Origin of the sequence: Sphingobium sp. Cam5-1 (assembly GCF_015693305.1) — a bacterium.
Taxonomy (GTDB): domain Bacteria; phylum Pseudomonadota; class Alphaproteobacteria; order Sphingomonadales; family Sphingomonadaceae; genus Sphingobium.
The window spans coordinates 215,224-238,957 of the sequence record NZ_CP065138.1; the positions used below are offsets into that span (position 1 = coordinate 215,224).

Sequence of the window (23,734 nt, forward strand, 5' to 3'; positions counted from 1 at the left end):
AAGGCGCACCATGCAGAAGCTCGGCCTGATCGGCGGTCTCAGCTGGACATCGACGGCACGTTATTATCAGATCATCAATCAGGCGGTGTACCGCGCGAAGGGCGGGCAGCACAGCGCGCCCCTGCTGATCGAAAGTCTCGACTTCGCCGACATCGGCCGCTCCACCACGGAGGAAGAGTGGGCGCATGCCGCGCAAGTGCTGACCGCGTCCGCCCGGCGGCTGGAGCAGGCGGGGGCAAAGGCGCTGCTGATCTGCGCCAACAGCATGCACCGCGTCTATGAAGAGGTGCAGGGCGGGGTGGACACGCCGATCATCCACATCGCCGATGCGGTGGGCCGCAAGATGAAGGCCGACGGCGTGCAAAGGGCTGCCCTGATAGGCACCCGCAACGTCATGACCGAGAAATTCTACCGGCAACGGCTGGTCGGCCACGGCATTTCGCTGCTGCCTGCGGACCTGGAACTCGCCGAGCGGATCGACCGCATCGTTTATGAGGAACTGACGATCGGCAAGGTCAGCCGCGAATCCGAACGCTATATGCGGTCGGAACTGACGGACATCGCCAAGGAGAATGTGCAGGCGGCGATCCTTGCCTGCACCGAACTGGAAATGATCGTGGATGTGAAGGCGAACGTGCTGCCCATCTATGACGGCACGGCGATCCACGCGCGGGCCGGGGTCGATGTTATCCTGGGCGACTAGTCCGGCACTCCGTTCGTTTCGAGCGCTGTCGAGAAACGAATAGACCGGACAAGAAAAGGGGACGCCCTCTCGGACGTCCCCTTCCTCCCCTTTTTAGCTTGTCTCAGAATGCCGTGCTGATCGAGCAGGCCGCAGGGCCAAGGATCACGACGAACAGCGTCGGCAGAATGAAAAGGATGAGCGGCACCGTCATGATGGCGGGCAGACGCGCGGCCTTTTCCTCGGCGCGCATCATGCGTTCATGGCGGAATTCAGCGGACAGCACGCGCAGGGCCGAAGCGAGCGGTGTGCCGTATTTCTCGGTCTGGATCATGGTCGTGACCACGCCCTTGATCGCATCCAGCTTCACGCGGTTGGCGAGATTTTCGAAGGCCATGCGCCGTTCGGTCAGGAAGCTGAGTTCGATCGCCGTCAGCTGGAACTCGTCGCCCAGTTCCGGATAGGCCTTGCCCAATTCCTTGGCGACGCGGCTGAAGGCGGCATCGACGGTCAGGCCCGCCTCGGCGCAGATGACGAGCAGGTCGAGCGCGTCGGGCAACCCCTTGCGGATCGCGGCGGAGCGCTTCTGGATCTTGTTGTCGATGAAGATGTCGGGCGCCTTGTAGGCCAGCAGCAGCGCCACGGCGAAGGCCATGAAACGCTTCGCGCCGCCCCAGTCGGGATAGATGCCGACGCCATAGAGCAGCAGAGCAGCCAGACCGCCGATGACGATCGGCAGCACCATGCGGCCGAAGATGACGGCGACCGCCAAATCCTTCGACCGGATGCCCGCCTGCGCCAGCTTCAGCTGGGCCTCCTTCAGCTGGTCGTCCTGCAACACCTTCAGGCTCGACAGGAAGGACCGCATCTGGTCGGTCGTCTGGCTCTTCTTGACCAGCTTGGCGCGGCGGCGCGCGGTGGACGCGGTGATCCCCGCCTTCAACTGTTCGCGCCGTTCATTGAGCGCTTTGACCCGCTTTGCCATCGGGTCGCGCACGGTCATTACCGTATAGAGCACGAACAGCATGGCCAGCGTCGCCATGGCGGCAAGCAAGGTGCCGAAATCCGTGGCGTTCATGCCGAAAAGAGTGCCGGCGGGGGAAGCGGTTTCCATGTCTTTCTATCCCCCGTCAGATTTCGAAGTTGATCATCTGCGCCATGATGAAGACGCCTATGCTCATCCAGCACATGCCGCCCAGACCGATGACCTGCATCGTCGACATCCCAAACAGGCCGGCCGGATCGGGCGTGAAGAAGGGGTGCATGTAACTGAAGTTAATGTAACAGATCATGCCGAACACCAGGAACGGCAACGCGCCGATGATGTAGGCCGACGCCTTGGATTCCGACGACATGGCGCGGATTTTCAGCTTCATCTGCGCACGCTGACGCAGCACGGTTGCGAGGTTGGAGAGAGTTTCGGCAAGGTTGCCGCCCGTTTCCCGCTGGATCGCGAGGCTGATGACGAAGAACTGGAATTCCGGCGTGCCGAGGCGATCGGCCGTTTCCTGCAACGCCTGATCCATCGTCTTGCCGATCTTGATGCGCTCGGTGATCAGCTTGAATTCCTCACCCACTGGCCCAGGCACTTCGTTTGCCACGACGCCCAGCGTTTCGGTGATGGGCAGGCCCGATCGCAGACCGCGTGTCAGCAGTTCGAGCGCGTCGGGAAATTTCATCGTGAACTGCATCACCCGCTTCTTGATCAGGCGGCCGACCCACATGTGGGGCAGGGCGAGCCCTGCAGCCAGGCTGACCATGATGGCGAGCAGCGGTGCGAAGCCGCGCACGAACAGAAAGGCGCAGATGCCCAGAGCAATGAAGGCGCAGGAGGTCATATATTGGCTGACCGTCCATTTCTTGCCGGTCATGCGGATGCGCTTGGCCAGATTTTCCGGGTTCGGAACCAGCGAAACGAGCATCTTCATCTCGTTGCCCGGCTGTCGATTGGAAATGGCCTTGCGCATGCGCGCTTCCATCAGCGCGTCGGTCGATCCGCTGTGACGTTCGCGGATCAGGGCGACACGGCGCTTGCTGGCCTTTTCAGCCGAGGGGCCAGCAAAGGCCATCGCTACCAGACCCAGGAAGGCCGTCAGCAGCATGATCAGCAATATCGAATTGCTCATGGTATCGCCCGTTCCGTTAAAAGGTATGCCGCCAGATGACGGCATGCCAGAACCAAATCTAGGCCTTGGCCTTGTCCTTGCGCGCCGGGATCAGCCCCCGGAGGTCGCCGATCTTGCCGAGCAGGGAGTCGCCCTTTTTCTTTGCGGGCTTGCCATCGACGGCTTCGCTATCCTCGGCTGCCCCCATGGTGGCGTCGAGCAGGCTGACGCACGCGGCGCCGACCTTGCTGCCCTTGGCCGCCTCGGCCAATGTCTTGCCCAGCTTGGCGGCCTGCGCCGCGACCCGCAGGTCGAAGGGGATCAAAATGTCGACCTTGCGTTCGATCGAGGTTTCGAAATCCTTGCGGCTGATTTCCTGCGCGCTTGCATGGACGCGGTTGGCAACCACGATCACACGCGTTTGGGGGGCGTTGCTCTTCAGCCAGGACAGGATGCGAATCGAATCGCGCGCCGCCGCCAGCGTCAGTTCCGTGACCACTACGGCGACATTGACGTCGCTCATCAGGTGCGGATGCTGGATCAGCATATGGCGCGGCAGATCTACGACGCTGCATTCGAAAGCGGCGCGGAACTCCTCCAGCAGCTGGTAGAAGGCGCCACCATCGGTCAGCATCGGCTGGCTGATCGGTGCTTCGGCCGACAGGATCGCCAGCGTGTCGCTCGCCCGTACCATTGCGCGCTCGATGAAAAGACCATCGATGCGGCTGGGGTTATCGATCGCGTCGGTCAGGCCACGGCCCGGCTCCAGGTCCATCGCCAGTGCGTTGGTGCCGAAATGAACGTCGAGGTCGAGCAGCGCGGTCGGCCGCTTCTGCTTGTCGCTAAGTAGCCAGGCGAGCGAGGTGGCGATGCTGGAAGCGCCCACGCCGCCGCGCGTGCCGATGACGGCGGTGGTCAGATGCGGCCGTTCAGGCGCCGCGTCGCGCGGGGCGAAGAACACCGCCTGCGCCTGAGCCAGTGCGTCGCGAAGCTGGTCCGCACCAAAGGGTTTCAGGAGATAATCCTGAATGCCGCTGGCGACGAGGTCGCGGTAAAGGCGCACGTCGTTGACCTGACCGGCGGCGATCACCACCGTGCCGGGTTCGCACACTTCGGCAAGGCTGTTGATGTCGTTCAGCGGGTCGCCGCTTTCGGACATATCGACGAACAGGATTTGCGGGCTGGCGCTGACCGACAGGCTCTGCACGGCATTGCGCATGCCGCCCTTGTTCACCTTTTCCGGTGCCCAGCCCATCTCGGCCGCGACCATCGCCAGCAGATCGTGGCTATGATCGTCGCAAACAAAGGCGTGGAAGGGATCGCGCTGTCCAGACATGGCAGGTTTCCAGGGTGCGTTCATGATCAGCGTCCTAAGTTCTTGAGATCGCCCGAACCGGTCGGCGTCTTTTCACGGTAGGTCGAAATGGCCCGGTTGGATGTCGCTGTGCGCAGGTCGCTTTCGCTGCTCTGGCCGCGCACCAGATCTTCAGGATTGGCGACCATGGCGGCAAGATTGCTGTTCACGGCGCAACCGTAATTGGAGGTGGTGCCGAGCTGGGATTCAGTTTCCTTCTTGCTCGACCAGTCAGGGCATCCCGGCACACGAGCGGTGGCGCGGCGCACGACCAGCCGGACGCTGCCAGCAGGCGCGGAGCCTGCCGCAGCAGAGCTGTCCTCGCCCACCAGCATGCCGTGGCGGGCGACGACATCGGCGATGCTTTCGCGCAATTCGGGACTGTAATAGGCGTCGGTAACGATCGCGACCTGATCGCCATAGCCAAGACCGATGGAGGCGAACCAGTCGTCCAGGCGGCGCGCTTCCGAAGGGGCAAGGGCGCCGTCAGGGCCAGCCTGAACGTCGAAGGTGTAGGCATCGTGGCTGACGACCGGCTGATGCACCGATTCAACGCCGCGATTGACGCTGGAATTGCAGGCGGCAAGCGGCAGCGCCAGCAGTGCGAGCGCGCCGAAGCGGAGGATATTTTTGGCGGACAGGGAAGTCATGACTGTCGTCCTTCCGATCAGAAGCTGAAGCCCGGCGCAGCGTCGGCTTTCGCCGAACGCTTGCCTGTGTCGCGGGGAGCCGCCGCCTGCGGGCCGGGCGCGGGGGCCGGGCCGGGTTCGCGGCGTGGCAAGGGCGGGCGCGCGCCACTCACCCCGTCATTCCCCTGCTGGAGCAGAAGGCCCTGGGCGATATTGGCATTGCGGAAGCCATCGGTCGGCAAGTGCACGTCCGACGCGTTCATCGGCTTCACCAGATAAGGGGTGACGACGATGACCAGTTCGGTCTCATGACGCTGGAACCGGCGTGACTTGAACAGGCTGCCAAGGATCGGGATTTCACCGAAGCCCGGCGTCTTGCTGATCGAGTTGGCGGTGTCGTTGTTGAGCAGGCCCGCAATCATGAAGGCCTGACCCGAACCCAGTTCAACAGTGGTTTCGGCCGTGCGGCTCTTGAGCGCCGGGACGGTGGTGTTCACCGAGAAGTCGAGGCTCGACACAGTGGGACGGACGCGCAGCGATATGCGGCCATCGGCCAGCACGGTCGGCGTGAAGGCCAGCTGCACGCCATATTGCTTGAACTCGATGCTGTTGCCCTGCGTGCCGTTGCTGACGGTGTAGGGATATTCGCCGCCCGCCAGGAAGCTGGCCGTCTCGCCCGACAGTGCGGTCAGGTTCGGTTGGGCCAGTGCGGTGGCCAGGCCGCTTGATTCGGCAAGGTCCAGCGCGCCCGCGACATCCATGCCGAGCAATTTGGCAACGAAGCCGAGGGACGTGGTGCCATCGATCGGGCTGTTGAACGTCCATTGACGAGTGATATCGCCATTGGGAAGACCCGGCACGAAACTCCCTGAAGTCGCGAAGCCACGATCCGATCGGTTCATGTAGCCGCTGAAGTTGCCGGATCCGGTCCCCAAACCTCTCAGATTTACGCCGATCTGATGCCCTATGTCGCGGCTGACTTCAGCGATCTTGACCTGAAGATTGACCTGAAGCGGCGTTGCGGTGCGCAGGCGGCTGACCACCGTTACGTCCTTGCCCACGAAGGCCTGCGTCAGCCGTTCGGCCTCCGCTGCATCTTCTGGTGCGGCGACGGTGCCGGTCAGCAGGACCATGCCGTTCATCTTGTTGACGGCGATGGCGGCTTCGGGCATCGCCAGCTTCAGCATTTCGTCGATATTCGACAGGTTGTTGCCGACGCGGACGGTGCCGGAAAACAGTACCTTGCCGTTGGTCGCGGTCACGAATACGGTGGTTTCACCGGCTGCCTTCGCGATCAAATAGAGCTGGTTCTGGGCACGGACATGGACGTCGACCACATTGGGGTCGCCGATCACCACGTCCGACATCTTCGCGCCCAGATTGATGACCTTGCTGCCGCCCACGGACATCAGGATCGCATTGTCCTGCATCGATGAAGGCGCGGCGTTGAGTGCGGTGGTCGGCGTGGCGGCCATGGCGGCGGCGAGGCCGAGAGCGATCGCGGGGCCGATGAGCGGTTTCACCGCCTTCTTGCCCGCATCAATGTTGATACGCTTCATCTTATTTCCCCCCGACCGGAACGACGGTCACATTGGTGCCGCGTGCGACGCGGATCACAGGGCCGCTGATGCCGCCCGGCGCCGCGGACGAGCCATCTGCGGGCACTGCGACCCCGGCGGTCTGCATCGGCTTGGCGGGGACGGAGCTGCGCTGGTAGCGCGACACGTCGGCGCCCGTTGAAAAGGTGCTGCCCTTGTCGACCGGGCGCGCGGCGAGCTTTGCGATGATCTTCTTTTCCGCGTTCGGATTGGCGCCATCAGGCAAATCGACGTCAGTGCCAGCGATGGCGGCGTCGAGGTCCGACGCATTGTCGGCGATCGAACGCAGCGTCAGCGAGAGCGATCCGATGGTCTGCGCCACCGCGATCTTCTCCGCGATCTTGGGTGTCACTTCGATGGTCACGTTGGAATAGGTCTGCACGACCGGCTTGCCGTCCGCGCCCAGCGCGTCCATGCGCTGGTCGGTGGCGAGCACGCGCAGGTTGCGCAGGATGGTCTCGGAAACCTTCAGCGCTTCACCGTCGCCGCCGCCCGCCACGCTCTGCGTCAGCATCAGGTCGACGCGGTCGCCCGGGAAGACGAAGCCCGCGACCGAATTCTGCGCCGACACCGGCACGGTGACAGCGCGCATGCCCGGCCCGAGCGCTGCGGCGAGGAAACCGCGCTCACCCGGCTTGATCACCGAGCCGACGGTCATCGGCTGCCCGGCGGAGATGGCGGTGCGCACGACACTGCCCACCAGCTTGGCGGGATCGGCCTGACCCTGGATATAATAGGCCTGTTCGACCAGATCTTTCGGCCATGGCTGGAAGCGGAAGCTTTCCGCGTCCAGGATGGTGCCGACCGGCAATGCCTTGGTCGCGACCAGCACATGGGGCTGATCGGCTGCCACCGGCATGGATGAGGCATTGGCCTGGGGCGCGCTAGACGAACTCAGCATGTTGCGCGCGAGAAGAGCTGTTGTGACCGCTATGATAAGCGCCCCCGCCAGCAGCACGATTTTCTTGCCGTCCATGATGAAATTCGCCTCCCTCAGTCAGGCAAATGTCGCCCGAGCCCCGAATTTTACGCAAAATGGTTAAGATATCGTTCGCCAATCAACCAAAGCGCCGCGACCGATATTGCGATACCGTAAGGAATTTGGGGCTGGCCCAGCCGTCGGGTCGTCCGGTGGTGGACCACGGTGACGATCGTCACCACGCCCCCGACCATGGCCATGACCATCAACATCGACAGCACGGCTTCCCATGGGAACCACAGCGCCAGCGCGCCCAGCAGCTTGACGTCGCCCCCGCCCATGCATCCCATGGCGAAGAGCGCGGCGAAAAGTGCGAACACGGCGAGCGCCAGCGCGATCTGCAAGACCATGCCCGGCCAGACCGGCATGTCATTGGCGATCCACCACAGTGGAGCCAGCGCAGCTATGGTCAGGTTCAGCCGGTTGGATATGATCCGCGACCGCAAATCCGTCACCGATGCGACGACCAGCAGCACGCCAAGGGCGCACAGCAGCGCCGTCGTGAAATATTCCCCCGTCATGAATCTAAACCCTAGACCGAATGGCTTACCAAACCGTAACCATGCGCCCATGGATTCGCCCCTGCCTGTTCCCCCGGCCTTTGACCGTCGCGCATGGCCGATGGATGGGCGGCTCGATTACTGGACCGCGCCGGATGGCTGGCCGCTGCGCCGCTATCGGCTGGGCGAGGGACAGCGCGGGCGGTTGCTGATGCTCGGCGGGCGCGGCGACATGATCGAGAAATACCTCGAAGTCATCCATCACTGGGCGGGTAAGGGCTGGGCGGTCACCGCCTTCGACTGGCGCGGACAGGGCGGCTCGGGCCGCCTGAGCAGAGATCCGCTCTGCGGCCATATCGACGATTTCGCGCTATGGATTGCGGACCTTGAAGCTTTCGTCACCGATTGGCGGGCGCAGGGGGCAGGACCCTGCGCCATCGTCGCGCACAGCATGGGCGGGCATCTGCTGCTGCGCGCGCTGGCGGAAGGCATGACCCCGCCTGACGCTGCGGTCGCCGTCGCGCCGATGATGGGCGTCCATACCGCCCCGCTACCACGCTGGCTGGCGGTGCTCATCGCCCGGACCATGTGCGCGCTCGGCTTTTCCCACCGCCAAGCCTGGACGCAGAAGGAAGATTCGCAGCGGCAGCGGGCAATGCGGCAGAAGCGGCTGACGCATGATCCGGAACGTTATGCCGACGAACTCTGGTGGCGCGATCATAGCCGGGACGTGGCGCTGGGTTCGCCAAGCTGGCGCTGGGTGGTGGAGGCGCTGCAATCGACCTTCGCGTTGGAGAAGGACGGCAAGCTGGAGCGCATCGCTGTGCCGCTGCTGATCCTTGCCACCAGTGCCGACCGGCTGGTGTCCACGCCCGCCATCCGTCGCATCGCCGCGCGCATTCGGGGCGCGCGCCTGCACGTCTACGGGCCAGAGGCTGCGCATGAGATATTGCGCGAAATCGACCCGGTGCGCCTCGATGCCCTGCGGCGGATCGACGCTTTTCTGGATGAGAACGCGCCAGCATGAGTCATTTCGACATCGTGATCGTCGGTGGTGGCATAGCAGGCGCGAGCCTGGGCGCGGAACTGGCGGGCCAGGCGTCGGTGCTGATCCTGGAGCAGGAGGAAAGCGCTGGATATCACGCCACCGGCCGATCTGTTGCTTTCTGGGAGGAAACCTATGGCGGGCGGCAGGTGCAGCCGCTGACCACGGCGTCCGGGCCGTTGTTGCGCTCGCCTGATCCAGCCTTTGCAAGCCGATCCTTCCTGACGCCCCGGCAGACGCTGTTCGTCGGGCGGGAGGCCGATGGGGCAGAGCGCGACCGGTTGATGCGGGAATTTTCGGGCTGCGTCGACCTGCGTCCTGTTGATCCCGCCGCGCTGGTAGCGGGGCTGAGACCCCATTGGACGATCGGCCTGCTGGAACCGGGCGTGTGCGACATCGATGTCGCCGCGCTGCATCAGGCGTATCTGCGGCGCTTCCACGCGAAGGGCGGTACATTGCGGCTGGGCACTGTTTTCGAGCAGGCGACCCCCACGCCGGGCGGCTGGCGCATACAGACGAACGGCGGCGTCATTGATTGCGGCATCATAGTGAACGCCGCTGGCGCATGGGCCGATGATGTCGCACGGCGCAGCGGCGTCGCGCCCATCGGCATAGCCCCACTGCGCCGCACCGTCGTGCAACTGCGCGTGCCCGCGATGCCGTCACCCGACCTGCCACTGGTCATGGACCTTGGCTCCAGCTTCTATTTCAAGCCGGAGGGCGAAGGGCGGATCTGGCTGACCCCGCATGATGAAGAACCTTCGCCGCCCTGCGACGCCGCGCCCGAAGAACTGGCGGTGGCGCAGGCGATCGCCCGTTTCGAAGATGTCGTGGACTGGCCGGTTGAGGCGGTCGAACGCAAATGGGCGGGGCTGCGCAGCTTCGCGCCCGATCGCGCGCCCGTCTATGGCTTTGACGCCGATGCAGCGGGTTTCTTCTGGTTCGCGGGGCAGGGCGGTTTCGGCATTCAGACTGCACCTGCCGCGGCATTGCTGGGATCGGCGCTGGTGACCGGCGGATCGATGCCCAAAGCGGTGGGCGGGATTGATCCCGCCGCTTATTCTCCCACCCGTTTCAAGTAAACCAAGGCCGGGTACGGCTAGCCGGAACGAAGAGGCTGCCATCACGTTGGGTCAATGGCCGCGCCCATGTAGATGGGATGCAATAAAGATGCGGCCGATCCTAAAGCATTTTCCAAGTGGATGGTATCATCTGCTGCCTGAGAAAATGCGGAAAACAAAAGACAATTAGAGCATGAGTCAATTCAGTCTGATCGGCTTATGCTCTAGGAGTAGGAGAATGCGGTGATGAGAAAGTCGATATTATCAGGGTCGGTCCTGATCCTGTCAGGACTGTTTATGGCAAGTGGCAGCACCAGCTTTGCTCAGCCAACAGAGGAAATTATCGTGACGGGGCGCTATAGCGACGCCCAATCCCTTTCGCAAAATGTCAGTTATGCCGATCTCGACCTTAGTACAAAGGCCGGGAAGGACGAGCTGCGCCACCGCGTCGCGCTGACCGCCCGTTACCTATGCGACAAGCTGGGCGAATCGGGTTCATCGTCGGCCGTCGCGCCCAGTTGTCGGGATGCCGCGGTGAAGGACGCGATGGCGCGGGTCGGCACGGTCGAAGAGGGCTTTGCGCCGCGTGGCACGACATGGGTCGCCGGTACGCGCTGGCAGCCGCCCTATCCTGCGGACTGGGTCGAAAAATATCCCTGAACCCTGTCGGGGGAGCGGCGTTTCGCTCCCCCGTTCAGACGCGGAAGAGTTCGGCGGCCGCGCAGGCGAGTTGATCGGCGCGCTCATTTTCAGGGTGACCGGCATGGCCCTTAACCCATTGCCAGCTGACCTTGTGCGGCGCGGCGGCGGCGAGCAGCGCCTGCCATAGCTCGGCATTCTTGACGGGCTTGCGGTCGGCGGTCTTCCAACCATTCTTCTGCCAGCCGAACACCCATTTGGTGATGCCGTCCATCACATATTTGCTGTCGGTATAGAGCGTGACCTGGCAGGGGCGATTGAGTGCGTTCAGCGCTTCGATGGCGGCCATCATTTCCATGCGGTTATTGGTGGTCTGCGCCTCCCCGCCGGAAATTTCCTTTTCCTTCGAGCCAGAGCGCAGTACCGCGCCCCAGCCCCCAGGGCCGGGATTGCCCTTGCACGCGCCGTCGGTGAAGATTTCGACCTTTGAAAGCGCGCTCACGCCCGCAACAACTCCGACGGCGCAGTCTGCGCATAGAAATCCAACCGCCGCAGATAGGCCAGCGGGTCCTTGCGCGTCACCAGCGCGTCGGCGGGCGTGTTGATCCAGTCATAGGCCCGCGTCAGCAGGAAACGCAGCGACGCGCCCCGGCACAGGATCGGGAAGGCGGCCTGCTCGGCATCCGAGAGTCCGTGCGCCGCCTGATAGCCAGCGAGCATCGCGGCCGACCGATCGGGAAAGAAGTGCGCGCCATCATTGCTGAAAACCCATGCGCTGTGCGTGACGGCCAGGTCATAGGCGCGAATATCGGTGCAGCTGAAATAAAAGTCGATGAGGCCCGTCACCTCATCGCCCAGCATCAGCACATTGTCGGGGAAAAGGTCCCCATGAATGACGGCGCGTGGCAGTTCGGCGGGCCAGTGCGCGTCGAGATAGGCAAGCTCATCCGCGACCCGCCGGCCAAGGCCGGGCGCGATATCATCGAAATGATCGCCGCACTTGGCCGCCAGATCGTGCCAGCCAGCGATGTCGAGCGCGTTGCGGCGTTCGCCCGCAAAGCCTTCCGCCGCGCGATGCAGCTGGCCCAGCGCCGCGCCTGCGGCTTTCGCCTGTCCGGCGGTAGGCTCGGTGACGGATATGCCGGTCAGGAACTCGATCAGGCAGGCGGGCCTTCCGCCCAGTTGTTGCAGGCGCTTGCCCTCCCGATCAGCGATGAAGCGCGGCACCAGACAGCCGCGCGCGCCCAGATGATCGAGCAGATCCATGAAAAAGGGGAGGTCGGCCTCATCGACCCGCTTTTCGTAGAGAGTGAGAATATAGCGGTGGCCATTGCCGTCCGCGCCGGTGGTTTCCAGCAGATAGTTGCTGTTTTCCACCCCTTCGGCGATCCCCTTGGCGGAGACCAGCCGTCCCGCGTCATAGCGGGTCAGAAAGGCGTCGATTTCCTCGGCCGGGACATGGGTATAGACCGCCATAGCCTTACGCCGCTCCCAATTCGCGGGGAAGTTTGAACGAGACGGTTTCGCGCGCCGTCTCCACCTGTTCCTCCGTCACGTCGAATCGGGCGGCAAGCCGGTCCACGACTTCGCGCACCAATATTTCGGGGGCGGAGGCGCCTGCGGTCAGGCCGAGGGTCGCCACATTCTCCAGCCACCCAAAATCGATATCGTCTGCGCGCTGGATCAGCCGGGCTGGCGTGCCCTCGCGTTCGGCCACCTCGACCAGGCGGAGCGAGTTGGAGCTGTTGGGCGCGCCGATCACATAGACCGCGTCGCAGGCGGCGGCGATCGCCTTCACGGCCGCCTGTCGGTTCGACGTTGCGTAGCAGATGTCCTCGCCCTTGGGCGCGTGGATCGATGGGAATCGGCGCTGAAGCGTTTCCACAATCGCGGCCGTATCGTCCACCGACAGGGTGGTCTGGGTCAGGAAAGCAAGATTGTCGGGATTTTCGGGAGTAAAGCCCTCCGCATCCTCGACCGTTTCGATCAATGTCATGTTGCCCGCATCGACCTGCCCAAAGGTGCCGACGACCTCGGGATGCCCCCTGTGACCAATGAACAGGATATGGCGCCCTGCCTCGACCTGCCGTTCGGCCTGCCGGTGCACCTTGCTGACCAATGGGCAGGTGGCGTCCAGATAATCAAGGCCGCGTTCTTCCGCCTTTGCCGGCACCGCCTTGGGCACGCCATGGGCGGAAAAGACCACGGGCACGCCGTCGGGCACCTGATCCAGTTCCTCGACGAAAATCGCGCCCTGCGCCCGCAGATTGTCCACGACATATTTATTATGGACGATCTCGTGCCGGACATAGACGGGCGCGCCATATTTCTCGATCGCCTTTTCGACGATGATGATGGCGCGGTCCACGCCAGCGCAAAAGCCGCGCGGGGCGGCGATCAATAGCTTTAAGGGAAGACGGGCGGTCATGGCTGCCGCTTAGGGCAATGTCGCGCCAGAAGGAAGGGGTGAGGGGAGGCGCGCTCCTTTCGGTTGCGTGAGCGGCGGGGTGCGGATAAGAAGCCCCAGCCTGTTCCCAAGGGATTGCCTCGTGACCTTTTCTCGACTTGCGCTGACCGGAATGCTCGCCCTTGCCCTTGCGGGCTGCTCGCGCCGGGGAGAAATCGATGCCACGGGTGGCGTCGTCGCCGTCCGATCGGCCTGCCCGACCGCCGCGATCCCCGCCTATACGGGTGACGTGACGCTTTTCAATCCTGCTGGCAGCACCGACGCCCGCGCGATCGACGTGGTGGCGAACATCACCGACCTGCGCGCGACCTGTGCGGAAGGCGCGCAATTCTACAGCGAGGCGACCTTTACGGTGAACGCCCGCCGTTCCGACGCCACCGCCGCGCGGCAAGTGACGCTGCCCTTCTTCTCCGCCGTGGTACGTGGCGGCAACGCCGTCGTTGCCAAGCGTGTCGGCCAGGTCGTGCTGGACTTCCCCGCAGGTCAGTATCGCGCGACAGCGACCGCAAAGGCGGGCTCCTATGTCGACAAGGCCGCAGCGACGCTGCCTGCCGACATTCAGGCGAAGATCACGCAGAAGCGCAAGGCAGGCGATGCCGACGCGGCTATCGATCCCTTCGCCCAGCCTGACGTCCGCGCGGCGCTGCAACGAACCAGTTTCGAGCTGCTCGTGGGTTTCAACCTGACCCAGGACCAGCTCCGATATAACGCTACACGTTAAGAGCGAACCTTAATCTTCCGTTCGCCCTGAGCTTGTCGAAGGGCTCTACTTCTTTGCAGGGAAGGATGAGGCTTCGATTTTAGCCCAGCCCGGACGGGTCTTGTGCTTTTTCGAGGAAACAGCCTTGTCTCTCTACATTCGTTTCACTGCCCATCTGAACGCCGTGCTGGACGCGCTGGAGGCGGACGGCACGCTGCCCGCTGGCCTCAACCGCAAGTCCGTCACGGTAGAGCCGCCCCGCGATCCCAGCCATGGCGACCTCGCTACCAACGCGGCTATGGTGCTTGCCAAGCCCGCAGGCACCAACCCGCGCGCGCTGGCGGAAAAGATCGTCGCTGGCCTTGAAAAGCTGGACGAGGTGGAAAGCGCCACCATCGCTGGACCCGGCTTCATCAACCTGACGCTGACCGACGCCACCTGGCGCGCCGAACTCGCCGCCATCGAAGCCGAGGCTGCGGATTACGGCCGGTCAGACATGGGCACGGGCGTCACCGTCAACGTCGAATATGTCTCCGCCAACCCCACCGGCCCCATGCATATGGGTCACTGCCGGGGCGCGGTAGTCGGCGATGCGCTCGCGACCTTGCTCGAATATGCCGGGCACAAGGTCATCCGCGAATATTATATCAACGATGCAGGCGGCCAGGTCGATGTGCTCGCCCGCTCGGCCCATATCCGCTACCGCGAGGCGCTGGGCGAGGATGTCGGCGCGATCCCGGAAGGCCTGTATCCCGGCGACTATCTGGTCCCTGTCGGCCAGGCGCTCGCCGCCGAATATGGCGACAAGTTCGTAGGCGCGCCCGAAAGCGATTGGCTCGTCCCCTTCCGGACCAAGGCGGTGGCCGCGATGATGGAGATGATCCGCAGCGACCTCGCTTTGCTCGGCATCCACCACGACATCTTCGCGTCCGAAGCCGAACTGCAAGCCGCCGGAAAGCCCGAAGCCGCCGAAAAGTGGCTGCGCGACCATGACCTCGTCTATGACGGCGTCCTCGAAGCGCCCAAGGGCGAAACGCCCGAAGATTGGGAGCCGGTCGAACTTCCCTTGTTCCGCTCCACCAAATTCGGCGACGATCAGGACCGCCCGATCAAGAAGTCGAACGGCGCCTGGACCTATTTCGGCGCCGACATGGCTTATCATTTCCAGAAGGCGCAGACCGCCGACCAGCTCATCGACATCTGGGGCGCCGACCATGCGGGCACCGTCAAGCGCATCCAGGCCGCCGTCGCCGCCCTGACCGAGGGCAAGGCGCGCTTCGATGTCAAGCTCATCCAGATGGTCCGCCTGCTCCGCGATGGCGAGCCGGTGAAGATGTCCAAGCGCGCGGGCAATTTCGTGACGCTTGCCGATGTCGTCCGCGAAGTCGGCAAGGACGTCGTCCGCTTCACCATGCTCACGCGCAAGGCCGACGCCCAGATGGACTTCGACTTCGCCAAGGTGGTGGAAGCGTCAAAGGACAATCCGGTTTTCTACGTCCAATATGCCCACGCACGCATTTCCTCGCTCGGCCGCCGCGCCGAAGAGGCACAAATTGCACTTCCCGCGCCCGACCTGTCCCGCCTTGGGACTGAAGAACTTAACCTTGTTAAGTTAGCGGCGCAGTTCCCGCGGGTGGTGGAAGGGGCTGCATCGGCCCGCGAACCGCATAGAATCGCTTTCTATCTCAACGACTTGGCTTCTGAATTCCACAGCTGGTGGAATCTGGGGAACGACAATCCGCGCGCCCGCGTCATCCTGACGGACGATCCGGACGTAACTTCTGCGCGCCTTTTCTTAAGCCGTGGAATCGGGCAAATCATCCGTAATGGCCTTGCCCTGATGGGCGTGGCCGCGTTGACGGAAATGCAATAGCCAGGCGGAGGCACGGATAAATGGGCGACTTTGCGAGGGGGCGGCTCGATCTGGACGATGACGAGCGTCTGCCCTGGCTGGAGCCTGGTATCGAGGATGAGGAGGATGAGGGCCTGTCACCTGTCCGCCTGCTCGGCTTCATCCTGGTTGCGCTCGTCCTGCTCGGCGGCGTGGTCGCTGGCGTCTGGCTTCTCAAGAACCGTTCGACTGGCGGCGGCGAAGGCAAGCTGATCGCCGCGCCCGCTGGCGACTATAAAGTCCCCGCCCGCGAGGCTGATGCGAAGAAGTTCGAGGGCGAGGGCGACGCCAGCTTCGCCGCCAGCGAAGGCGTCGTGCGCGACGGCCGCATCGATCCCAGCCGCGTGCCCGAAGCGCCCGTGACCGCCACCGCCCCTGCAAAGACACGGCAGGCCGTGCCCGGCAAACCGTCGCAGAGCGTGACCGCTCGCGTCGCCGACGAAACCAACGTCCGCCCCGCCGCCGCCCAGCCGGTGCACAAGGGCGGAGCCGTGATCCAGCTCGGCGCCTATGGCAGCCAGTCCGGCGCCCGCGATGCCTGGACCCGCCTGTCCAAACGCTTCGCTTATCTGGCTCCGCTCACCATGTCGGTCGAGCCTACGCAGGTCGGCGGCAGCACCCTCTACCGCCTGCGCGCGACGGCGGGGGCACAGGCGAATACGCTCTGCGGCAAGCTGAAGGTTGCTGGTGAGAGTTGTATCGTGGTGAATTAGGTTACCCACTGCTCCCTCTTCCCTTCAGGGGAGAGGGTTGGGGAGAGGGGAGCAACGTTGCGGGATCGAAAATCGCTGGGTTTCGCGAAACAGCTGCGCCGCTCACTAACTCCTGCCGAAGCCCGCCTCTGGTATCACTTGCGCGCCAAGCGCTTCGCTGGCGTCAAGTTCCGCCGCCAAACCGTAATCGGCCCTTTTATCGCCGATTTTACCTGCCGCGCGTCGATGATGGTGCTCGAGATCGATGGCGACACCCACGGTTTGACCGCGCAACATGACGCTGAACGAACCACTTATCTCAAACAACAAGGCTGGCACGTCATCCGCTTCACCAACACAGAAGTTATGCAGAGCCTTGAAGCCGTCCTGTCCGACATAGCGCAGCGCCTTCCCCTCTCCCTAACCTCGATGAGAGTCACGTGCCTCTCATCGACCCCTGAAGGGGAGAGGGAGTAAGCCTTGCTCATCACCCCCGCCCCAACAACCCCTTCGACACGACGCTCCTTCGCCGCTACCATCCGCCCTCATGAAACCGGTAATCTACGGCCTCTCCGGCGAGACGCTCACTGCTGACGAACGCGCCTTCTTCGCCGACGCCCAGCCTGCGGGCTACATCCTCTTTCGCCGCAACATAGCCGATCGCGCCCAATTACGCGCGTTGACGGACGACCTGCGCGCCCTTCACGGCCGCGACGATTTGCTGATCATGATCGATCAGGAAGGCGGCCGCGTCGCCCGCATGCAGGTGCCCGTCTGGCCCAGCTTCCCGCCCGGCGCCGTGTTCGATCGCCTCTATGATATCGCCCCGTCCAGCGCGATCGCAGCCGCCCGCGCCAATGCGCATGCCATCGCGGTGACGCTGGCCGAAGTGGGCATCAATGTCGATGCACTCCCCTTGCTCGACGTGCGGCAGGACGGGGCCAGCGACATCATGGGCGACCGCACCTTGGGCGCGGAGCCGATGCGGGTCGCCGCGCTTGGTCGCGCCACTCTCGAAGGATTGGCTAAGGGCGGGGTCGTGGGCATCATCAAACATATGCCGGGCCATGGCCGTGCGATGGTGGACAGCCATCATGAGCTGCCGATCGTGACCGCGAGCGAGGAAGAACTCGCCATCGACCTCGCGCCCTTTCAGACATTGAAGGACGCAGCCATCGGCATGACCGCCCACGTCATCTATACCAATTGGGACCCGGATCTGCCCGCCAGCCTTTCCGCCTCGGTTATCGAAACGATCATTCGTCAGCGGATCGGCTTTAACGGCCTTCTCATGTCGGACGATCTCGACATGAAGGCGCTGAACGGCAGCATTCCCGAATTGGCGGCAGGCGTCGTCGCGGCCGGGTGTGACCTGGCGCTCAACTGCTGGGCACGGATGGACGACATGATCGGCATCGCCAATAGTCTTCCCGATATCAGCACGCGGTCGAAGGCCCGGCTGGACCGCGCCATGGCGTCGGCGCAACTCGATCAGGACAGCCCGCCCCTCGAACAGCTGCTCGCTACCCGCGACAGCCTGCTCTCCGTGGTGGCTGCGTGAGGGCGAACGCCGTCCATCACCTTCCGGCGGAGCCGCTTCAATGTTCGCGCAGAGCCCGCGGAAGGCGCAGAGAAAGCGCGATGCGGCATCTTTGCGTCCTCTGCGGGCTCTGCGCGCATAAATTTTCACGCGGAGGCGCGGAGACGCGGAGGGGCGGTGCCACCGGCGAAGCCGCTAATCCCGCTACCTTCACTCTCACTTGCCAGGCAACTTTCAGAGTGCTGCACGCGCCTCAAACCCTCCGCGTCTCCGCGCCTCCGCATGAAAAATCGCGCTTCGCACGGCCTGCGCGCCAGAGAGCCGCCTGAACCATGGAAGACCTCTTCATCCCTCCACCGCAGCCACGCGAAGACATGCTGACCGTCAGCTTCGAAAGCTGGGAAGGGCCGCTCGATCTTCTCCTCGCGCTGGCCCGCTCGCAGAAGGTTGATTTGCGGGAAATCTCCATCCTCGCGCTGGTCGAACAATATCTGGCCCATATTGAGGGCGCGCGGAAGCTGAAGCTGGAACTGGCGGCCGATTATCTGGTGATGGCGGCGTGGCTCGCTTACCTCAAATCCTCACTGCTGCTGCCCAAGCAAGCGCAGCCTGATCCCAACCCCGACGAACTGGCGCTGCGCCTGCAATTGCGGCTCCAGCGGTTGCAGGCCATGCGAGAGGCCGGTGCCCGCCTGATGGCGCGCGATCGCGTCGGCCGCGACGTGTTCGTCCGCCCCCGTCCGGAGGGACTACGCCTGGTGCGCAAGGCGAAATGGGCCGCCAGCCTCTACGATCTCCTGCAATGTTACGGGCAGGTGCGCGCACGGACGCAGCCGGTCGTCCACATGGTCGTCGCCCGGCCGGTGATGACCCTGGACGAAGCCATCCAGCGTGTCGGCGCTTTGGTGGGGTCGGCGATCGATTGGACGGTGCTGGAATCCTTCCTGCCCGATGGTCAGGACGGGCCAATGGCGAAATCCGCGCTCGCCAGCAGCTTTGTCGCGGCGCTGGAACTGGCGCGGCAGGGGCGGTTGGATATCCAGCAGGACGGCATTTTTGAGCCCATTTACCTGCGCGCCGCGCTGCCCGAACAAAATGGGGGACGTTTGTTGTGATGCAGGAACCGGACGATTTCATGCGCGCGGTGGAGGCCGCCCTGTTCGTTGCCGAACATCCTCTGACTACCATCGAACTGCGGCAACATGTGGGGGATGCCGGGGACATCGCCGCCGCGCTTGCCGCGCTGTCGGATCATTATGCCGGGCGCGGCATCAATCTGGTCGAACGCGGCGGGCGCTGGCATTTTCAGACGGCGGCGGACCTTGCCCATATCCTGCGGCGGGAAAAGGATGAGACGCGCAAGCTGTCCCGCGCGGCGATGGAGACGCTGGCCATCATCGCCTATCATGAACCTGTCAGCCGCGCGGAGGTCGAGGCCATTCGCGGTGTGCAGGTGGCCAAGGGAACGCTGGACGTGCTGATGGAAGCGGGCTGGGTCCGGCCAGCGGGCAGGCGGGAAGTGCCGGGCCGTCCATTGATTTACGCCACCACGCACGAATTTCTGTCACATTTCGGGCTTAGCAGCCGCCGGGATCTGCCGGGTGTGGACGATCTGCGTGCTGCCGGATTGCTCGATCCGGTCGATCTTGCGCTGGAGGGCCTGGGGGCTCAATCCGTTCTGGAAAATGATGAGGAAGAAGCCTAGAAAGGGCTTCCTTTCAGGAGAAAGTTAAAATGGGTTCCTTTTCGTTGATGCACTGGGTCATCGTTCTCCTGGTGGTCATGCTGTTGTTTGGCGGCGGCCGTATTTCCGGGCTGATGGGTGACGTTGCCAAGGGCATCAAGAGCTTCAAAAAGGGCATGGCTGACGATGATGACGACATCGCGCCCGCCAAGCCCGCTACCCGGATCGAAGGACATCGTGTCCCTGAACAAGACGCACCGACCGCCACGTCCGAGGAAAAGACCAAGGCCTGATTTTCATTTCACGCCCAAGCGGTAGGCGCGCATGTTCGATATCGGCTCGTCCGAACTTCTACTGATCGTGATCATCGCGGTTGTCGTGATCGGTCCAAAGGATTTGCCGCGCGCCTTGTACAAGGTCGGGCAGATCGTCGGCAAGGCGCGCGGAATGGCGCGCCATTTTCGTACCGGCATCGATGCCATGGTGCGAGAAGTCGAGATGGAAGAACTGGAAAAGAAGTGGGCCGATCAGAACCGGCGGATCATGCAGGAGCATCCAGCCGACACTTCCGCCACTCCCGCGATGGAGCCATTGCCGGGGTCTTCCAGCGATCCCGCGCCCGCCGCCTCCACATCTCCCCCGCCCTTCGTGGCCCAATCGGCGCCTGTTGCTCCGGCTCCCGCCGCCGACGGTCCACCCTATATCGCGGCGCAGTCCGCTCCGGCCGGTAAGGGTGACGCGCAGGCATGAAGGACATCGATGATAGCAAGGCGCCGCTGCTCGACCATTTGATCGAATTGCGGGGACGGCTGCTGAAATGCGTATGGGCGTTGTTCATCACCGGCGCGGTCTGTTTCTATTTTTCTGACAAGCTCTTCGCCTTTCTGGTGCATCCTTTGAAGGAAGCCTTTGGCGACGCGGGTGGGCGGCTGGTCTATACCAAGCTGTACGAAGCCTTTTTCGTGCAGGTGAAAGTGGCGATCTTCGGGGCTTTCTGCGTTTCCTTCCCGATCATCGCGAACCAGCTTTGGGCCTTCATCGCTCCGGGCCTTTATGCCAAGGAAAAGAAGGCGTTACTACCATTTCTGGTGATGACCCCGGTGCTGTTCCTGATGGGCGCCAGCCTCGCTTATTATATCGTGATGCCGACCGCGTTCCATTTTTTCCTGGAATTTCAAGGGAATAGCAGCGGCCTCAAGGTGGAGGCGCTCCCTAGCGCTGATGCCTACCTCACATTAGTCATGCAGTTCATCCTTGCATTCGGCATCAGCTTTCTGATGCCCGTCCTGCTGATGCTGCTCAACCGCGCCGGTTTCGTCACCCGCGCCCAACTGGTCGGCCTGCGCCGCTACATGATCGTCGGCGCCTTCATTCTCGCCGCCGTACTAACCCCGCCCGACGTCGTGTCGCAGCTGATGCTCGCCATTCCCCTATTGCTGCTTTACGAAATCACGATCGTCGCGATCTGGTTCACCGATCGCAAGCAGGCCCGCGAAGCCGCAGCCGCAGCCGCGGACGGAGCCGACGCCTCCACCAGCTAAAAAAAAGGCCCGCCATTAGGCGGGCCGCAAGGGTGGGAGCCTGTTTATGCTGCTTACTTCGCCGCGTCTTCCACGGCCGCGCCAGCGCTCTGCACGTCTTTGCCAGCGCCTTCGACGGTGTTGCACGCAGCCACCATCAGCGAACCGGTAAGCAGCAGAGCAGCAAGGATCTTCTTGGTCATGGTCGTCTCCTAGAAAAAACTCGAGCCGGACAGCCTCGCTGTCCGGGGGCTGGGGATGAGAACCCGCGGCGGCGAAATACGTTCCGCATCCGGAAATATCTGATTTTGATCGGAAAAGGCCCAAAAAATCTGAGCCCGGAACGCGTCGGGGGGGAGATGCGTTCCGGGCTCATGTTTTTTTGGATAGCAAGAGCGGGGGGCAAAAGATTTGCTATCCGGTATGCAGAACCCTCCATCGCGAGATTTGGTTCCGATGTTTTTTCATTCTCGCGATATTTTTATTTTCCAGCAAAATCAGATAATTGGCTATTCAGCCAAAATATCTCCCGCTGCCTCCTTCAGATGAGCGGCCGTCCGCTGTTTCTATATTCGGGTCGGATGGTGGACGGCGGCAGCGTGTCTTGAGGCGCTGGGGGCGGAACAATGATAGGCGCTGCAACATCGGCACCGACGGGTTCGGCATAGCGCTCAGCGGCGCGTGGACTGGTCGGCCAAGCGCGAAGAGAGGGGCCTGACTGCCATTCCCGGCCGGGGTAGGGAATGCGAAACGCCGCCTCCGTTCCGTGAAATCCGGGCATCTGATAGAAGATGTGAGCGCCGATTACGGCGACGGCGCGCTTCGATGCAGCCCATCCTGGATGGACGGCCAGCGTGTGGTAGAAGGTCGAAAGTCCCACCGGAGCATAGACACGACCCGCGAGTGCCTGTTCCGCTATCCGGCGCGCGCGCGTCCAGCTTTGCACATGGTTGGCCCGTCCCATGGATCCGTCGCAACTGAAGGTGAATTGGCAAAGGGAATCGGTGCGCTCCGACCCCTGATAGACGACGCCGCAGACGCTATGTGGCCAGAGGGGGTTACGAACACGGTTGAGAACGACTTGAGCGACGGCGCGCTGGCCTTCTTCGGGTTCGTTGCCAGCTTCATAATAGATGGCGGAGGTAAGGCAGTTGATTGCCCGGTAGCTGTCCAGTGGTGTTTGCCCGCGAAAGGCAGCGGCCGGAGCGGCATTGACCGTCTCGAGCTTCAGGACATGCTGGCTGTTGCCGGGTGAAGCGGGGAGATCCTGAAAGACGCCGTCAACGAAGAAGTAGGCGGAGCCGGGGAAATTTTCGCCCGGCCTTTCCGCGACGGCATTGCGTGACGCTACGTCAGCCAGCATATCGAGCGGAGCGGCCGTGATCAGGCGCGGCAAGGCAAGCGCGATCAGCGCCAGGGCGGCCAATGCCATATGCCATAATCGCGCGCGCGCCATGTCTGAAGCCGTCTGCTTTCACAAATTCATTGCGGCGGTGTGCCGCATGACCTGTCCTTAGCGCAAAAGCCTTGCCACTTTCTTCCCGCTCGATGCGATCTTTGCGCGGCAATGAAAACGGCTCTTTGGGTGGATGAGCATTCCCTTGCTTGGCAAGCGTGCATCCGCTCCGCTATGCGGGGGACATGCTGGTTCAGAATGATAGCCTCGCCCTGATTGGCAACACGCCGATGGTACGCCTTACCGGTCCATCGGAAGAGACGGGCTGCGACATTTTCGCCAAGTGCGAATTCGCCAATCCCGGCGCGTCGGTGAAAGACCGTGCCGCGCTCTTCATCGTCAATGATGCGGAGGAAAAGGGGCTGTTGCAGCCGGGCGGCACGATCGTCGAAGGGACGGCGGGCAATACCGGCATCGGCTTGGCGCTGGTCGCCAATGCGAAAGGCTATAAGACGATCATCGTCATGCCCGAGACCCAGAGCCGGGAGAAGATGGACACGCTGCGCGCACTGGGCGCCGAGCTGGTGACCGTGCCTGCCGCAGCCTATTCCAACCCCGGTCATTTCGTCCACACGTCCCGGCGGATCGCCGAAGAGACGGAGAATGCGGTCTGGGCCAATCAGTTCGACAATATCGCGAATCGCAAGGCGCATATCGTCGGTACGGCCGAGGAAATCTGGCAACAGCTGGAGGGGCAGATCGACGGCTTCACCTGCGCGGCGGGGACGGGTGGCACGATCGCGGGTGTTGGCCTTGGCCTCAAGGCGCATGACGAGAATATCACCATTGCGCTGACCGACCCCTATGGCGCGGCGCTCTATAATTATTATGCCCATGGCGAGTTGAAGGCGGAGGGATCGTCGGTGGCCGAGGGCATCGGGCAGGGCCGTATCACCGCCAATCTGGAAGGCGCGCCGATCGACACCCAGTTCCGCATTTCCGATGAGGAAGGACTGCACTGGGTCGAGCGATTGCTGGCGGAGGAGGGGCTGTGCCTTGGTCTGTCGTCAGGGATCAACGTCGCAGGCGCGGTGTCGCTGGCACGTGAGCTGGGCCCAGGCAAGCGGATCGTCACCATCCTGTGCGACACGGGCTTCCGTTATCTGTCCACCCTCTACAATCGTGAGTGGCTGGAAGCGAAGGGCTTGACGGTCTTCCCCTGGCTCGCGCACAATCGCTGATCGCCGACAAG

The 23,734-nt window shown here is 63.1% G+C and carries 27 protein-coding genes; 15 read left to right on the forward strand and 12 right to left on the reverse strand.

What is annotated here, in order from left to right:
* Window positions 1-10 precede the first annotated feature (10 nt).
* A complete protein-coding gene (locus IZV00_RS01165; RefSeq protein ID WP_196225417.1) occupies window positions 11-703 on the forward strand; it encodes an aspartate/glutamate racemase family protein in 693 nt (230 codons plus the stop codon).
* A gap of 103 nt (window positions 704-806) precedes the next feature.
* On the opposite strand, the gene IZV00_RS01170 is transcribed toward IZV00_RS01165, so the two are convergent.
* Genes IZV00_RS01170 through IZV00_RS01200 form a run of 7 tightly spaced genes read right to left on the reverse strand, consistent with a single transcriptional unit; the run spans window position 807 to window position 7,868 of the window.
* Window positions 807-1,796 carry a type II secretion system F family protein gene (locus tag IZV00_RS01170; RefSeq protein WP_196225418.1) on the reverse strand — a complete coding sequence of 330 codons (990 nt, stop codon included), beginning with the start codon at window positions 1,794-1,796 and terminating at the stop codon, window positions 807-809.
* A gap of 16 nt (window positions 1,797-1,812) precedes the next feature.
* Entirely contained in the window at window positions 1,813-2,808 is a 996-nt protein-coding gene (locus IZV00_RS01175) for a type II secretion system F family protein (protein ID WP_196225419.1), read from the reverse strand.
* A gap of 58 nt (window positions 2,809-2,866) precedes the next feature.
* On the reverse strand, window positions 2,867-4,147 hold the full coding sequence (locus IZV00_RS01180; protein WP_196225420.1) for a pilus assembly protein CpaE: 1,281 nt from the start codon (window positions 4,145-4,147) through the stop codon (window positions 2,867-2,869).
* Between the two features lie 2 nt (window positions 4,148-4,149).
* Window positions 4,150-4,791: a CpaD family pilus assembly protein gene (locus IZV00_RS01185; RefSeq protein ID WP_196225421.1), complete on the reverse strand. Its 642-nt coding sequence runs from the start codon at window positions 4,789-4,791 to the stop codon at window positions 4,150-4,152.
* A 17-nt stretch (window positions 4,792-4,808) separates the two neighbouring features.
* Complete coding sequence (locus tag IZV00_RS01190; protein ID WP_196225422.1) at window positions 4,809-6,329, reverse strand: type II and III secretion system protein family protein; 1,521 nt, start codon at window positions 6,327-6,329, stop codon at window positions 4,809-4,811.
* A 1-nt stretch (window position 6,330) separates the two neighbouring features.
* On the reverse strand, window positions 6,331-7,344 hold the full coding sequence (cpaB, locus tag IZV00_RS01195) for a Flp pilus assembly protein CpaB (protein WP_196225423.1): 1,014 nt from the start codon (window positions 7,342-7,344) through the stop codon (window positions 6,331-6,333).
* A gap of 50 nt (window positions 7,345-7,394) precedes the next feature.
* Window positions 7,395-7,868: an A24 family peptidase gene (locus IZV00_RS01200; protein ID WP_196225424.1), complete on the reverse strand. Its 474-nt coding sequence runs from the start codon at window positions 7,866-7,868 to the stop codon at window positions 7,395-7,397.
* 49 nt (window positions 7,869-7,917) lie between these two features.
* Between IZV00_RS01200 and IZV00_RS01205 the strand changes: the two genes are divergently transcribed.
* From IZV00_RS01205 to IZV00_RS01215, 3 genes are all read left to right on the forward strand, one after another.
* The gene (locus tag IZV00_RS01205; RefSeq protein WP_196225425.1) at window positions 7,918-8,874 is read left to right on the forward strand and encodes an alpha/beta fold hydrolase; all 957 of its coding nucleotides are present in this window, start codon (window positions 7,918-7,920) and stop codon (window positions 8,872-8,874) included.
* A complete protein-coding gene (locus tag IZV00_RS01210) occupies window positions 8,871-9,974 on the forward strand; it encodes an NAD(P)/FAD-dependent oxidoreductase (protein ID WP_196225426.1) in 1,104 nt (367 codons plus the stop codon). Before IZV00_RS01205 ends, IZV00_RS01210 begins: the two co-directional genes overlap by 4 nt.
* A gap of 225 nt (window positions 9,975-10,199) precedes the next feature.
* Entirely contained in the window at window positions 10,200-10,613 is a 414-nt protein-coding gene (locus tag IZV00_RS01215) for a UrcA family protein (protein WP_230463330.1), read from the forward strand.
* A 34-nt stretch (window positions 10,614-10,647) separates the two neighbouring features.
* Here the strand turns inward: IZV00_RS01215 and rnhA are convergent, their stop codons facing one another.
* From rnhA to ispH, 3 genes are read right to left on the reverse strand one after another with little or no spacing between them, the layout of a single operon-like run.
* Entirely contained in the window at window positions 10,648-11,094 is a 447-nt protein-coding gene (rnhA, locus tag IZV00_RS01220) for a ribonuclease HI (RefSeq protein WP_196225428.1), read from the reverse strand.
* Window positions 11,091-12,068, reverse strand: coding sequence for a homoserine kinase (thrB, locus tag IZV00_RS01225; RefSeq protein ID WP_196225429.1), 978 nt, complete (start codon window positions 12,066-12,068; stop codon window positions 11,091-11,093). The genes rnhA and thrB overlap by 4 nt, the downstream gene beginning before the upstream one ends.
* A gap of 4 nt (window positions 12,069-12,072) precedes the next feature.
* Window positions 12,073-13,020 carry a 4-hydroxy-3-methylbut-2-enyl diphosphate reductase gene (gene ispH / locus IZV00_RS01230; RefSeq protein ID WP_196225430.1) on the reverse strand — a complete coding sequence of 316 codons (948 nt, stop codon included), beginning with the start codon at window positions 13,018-13,020 and terminating at the stop codon, window positions 12,073-12,075.
* 151 nt (window positions 13,021-13,171) lie between these two features.
* Here ispH and IZV00_RS01235 point away from each other — a divergent pair, with 151 nt between their 5' ends.
* From IZV00_RS01235 to tatC, 10 genes are all read left to right on the forward strand, one after another.
* Entirely contained in the window at window positions 13,172-13,780 is a 609-nt protein-coding gene (locus tag IZV00_RS01235) for a hypothetical protein (protein WP_196226443.1), read from the forward strand.
* A 124-nt stretch (window positions 13,781-13,904) separates the two neighbouring features.
* Entirely contained in the window at window positions 13,905-15,632 is a 1,728-nt protein-coding gene (argS, locus tag IZV00_RS01240) for an arginine--tRNA ligase (protein WP_196225431.1), read from the forward strand.
* 20 nt (window positions 15,633-15,652) lie between these two features.
* Window positions 15,653-16,363, forward strand: coding sequence for an SPOR domain-containing protein (locus IZV00_RS01245; protein WP_196225432.1), 711 nt, complete (start codon window positions 15,653-15,655; stop codon window positions 16,361-16,363).
* A gap of 57 nt (window positions 16,364-16,420) precedes the next feature.
* Entirely contained in the window at window positions 16,421-16,819 is a 399-nt protein-coding gene (locus tag IZV00_RS01250) for an endonuclease domain-containing protein (protein ID WP_230463245.1), read from the forward strand.
* 70 nt (window positions 16,820-16,889) lie between these two features.
* Window positions 16,890-17,903, forward strand: coding sequence for a beta-N-acetylhexosaminidase (gene nagZ, locus IZV00_RS01255; RefSeq protein ID WP_196225433.1), 1,014 nt, complete (start codon window positions 16,890-16,892; stop codon window positions 17,901-17,903).
* A 311-nt stretch (window positions 17,904-18,214) separates the two neighbouring features.
* Entirely contained in the window at window positions 18,215-18,997 is a 783-nt protein-coding gene (locus IZV00_RS01260) for a segregation and condensation protein A (protein WP_196225434.1), read from the forward strand.
* Entirely contained in the window at window positions 18,994-19,587 is a 594-nt protein-coding gene (gene scpB, locus IZV00_RS01265) for an SMC-Scp complex subunit ScpB (protein WP_196225435.1), read from the forward strand. The genes IZV00_RS01260 and scpB overlap by 4 nt, the downstream gene beginning before the upstream one ends.
* 29 nt (window positions 19,588-19,616) lie before the next feature.
* Window positions 19,617-19,859: a twin-arginine translocase TatA/TatE family subunit gene (locus IZV00_RS01270; RefSeq protein WP_196225436.1), complete on the forward strand. Its 243-nt coding sequence runs from the start codon at window positions 19,617-19,619 to the stop codon at window positions 19,857-19,859.
* A gap of 31 nt (window positions 19,860-19,890) precedes the next feature.
* Entirely contained in the window at window positions 19,891-20,316 is a 426-nt protein-coding gene (gene tatB / locus IZV00_RS01275; protein WP_196225437.1) for a Sec-independent protein translocase protein TatB, read from the forward strand.
* Window positions 20,313-21,107: a twin-arginine translocase subunit TatC gene (gene tatC / locus IZV00_RS01280; protein ID WP_196225438.1), complete on the forward strand. Its 795-nt coding sequence runs from the start codon at window positions 20,313-20,315 to the stop codon at window positions 21,105-21,107. The genes tatB and tatC overlap by 4 nt, the downstream gene beginning before the upstream one ends.
* A gap of 53 nt (window positions 21,108-21,160) precedes the next feature.
* On the opposite strand, the gene IZV00_RS01285 is transcribed toward tatC, so the two are convergent.
* Window positions 21,161-21,289 carry an entericidin A/B family lipoprotein gene (locus tag IZV00_RS01285; RefSeq protein ID WP_196225439.1) on the reverse strand — a complete coding sequence of 43 codons (129 nt, stop codon included), beginning with the start codon at window positions 21,287-21,289 and terminating at the stop codon, window positions 21,161-21,163.
* A gap of 338 nt (window positions 21,290-21,627) precedes the next feature.
* A complete protein-coding gene (locus IZV00_RS01290) occupies window positions 21,628-22,542 on the reverse strand; it encodes a cell wall hydrolase (RefSeq protein WP_196225440.1) in 915 nt (304 codons plus the stop codon).
* 185 nt (window positions 22,543-22,727) lie between these two features.
* Between IZV00_RS01290 and IZV00_RS01295 the strand changes: the two genes are divergently transcribed.
* Window positions 22,728-23,723: a cysteine synthase A gene (locus IZV00_RS01295; RefSeq protein ID WP_196225441.1), complete on the forward strand. Its 996-nt coding sequence runs from the start codon at window positions 22,728-22,730 to the stop codon at window positions 23,721-23,723.
* Window positions 23,724-23,734: the final 11 nt, after the last annotated feature.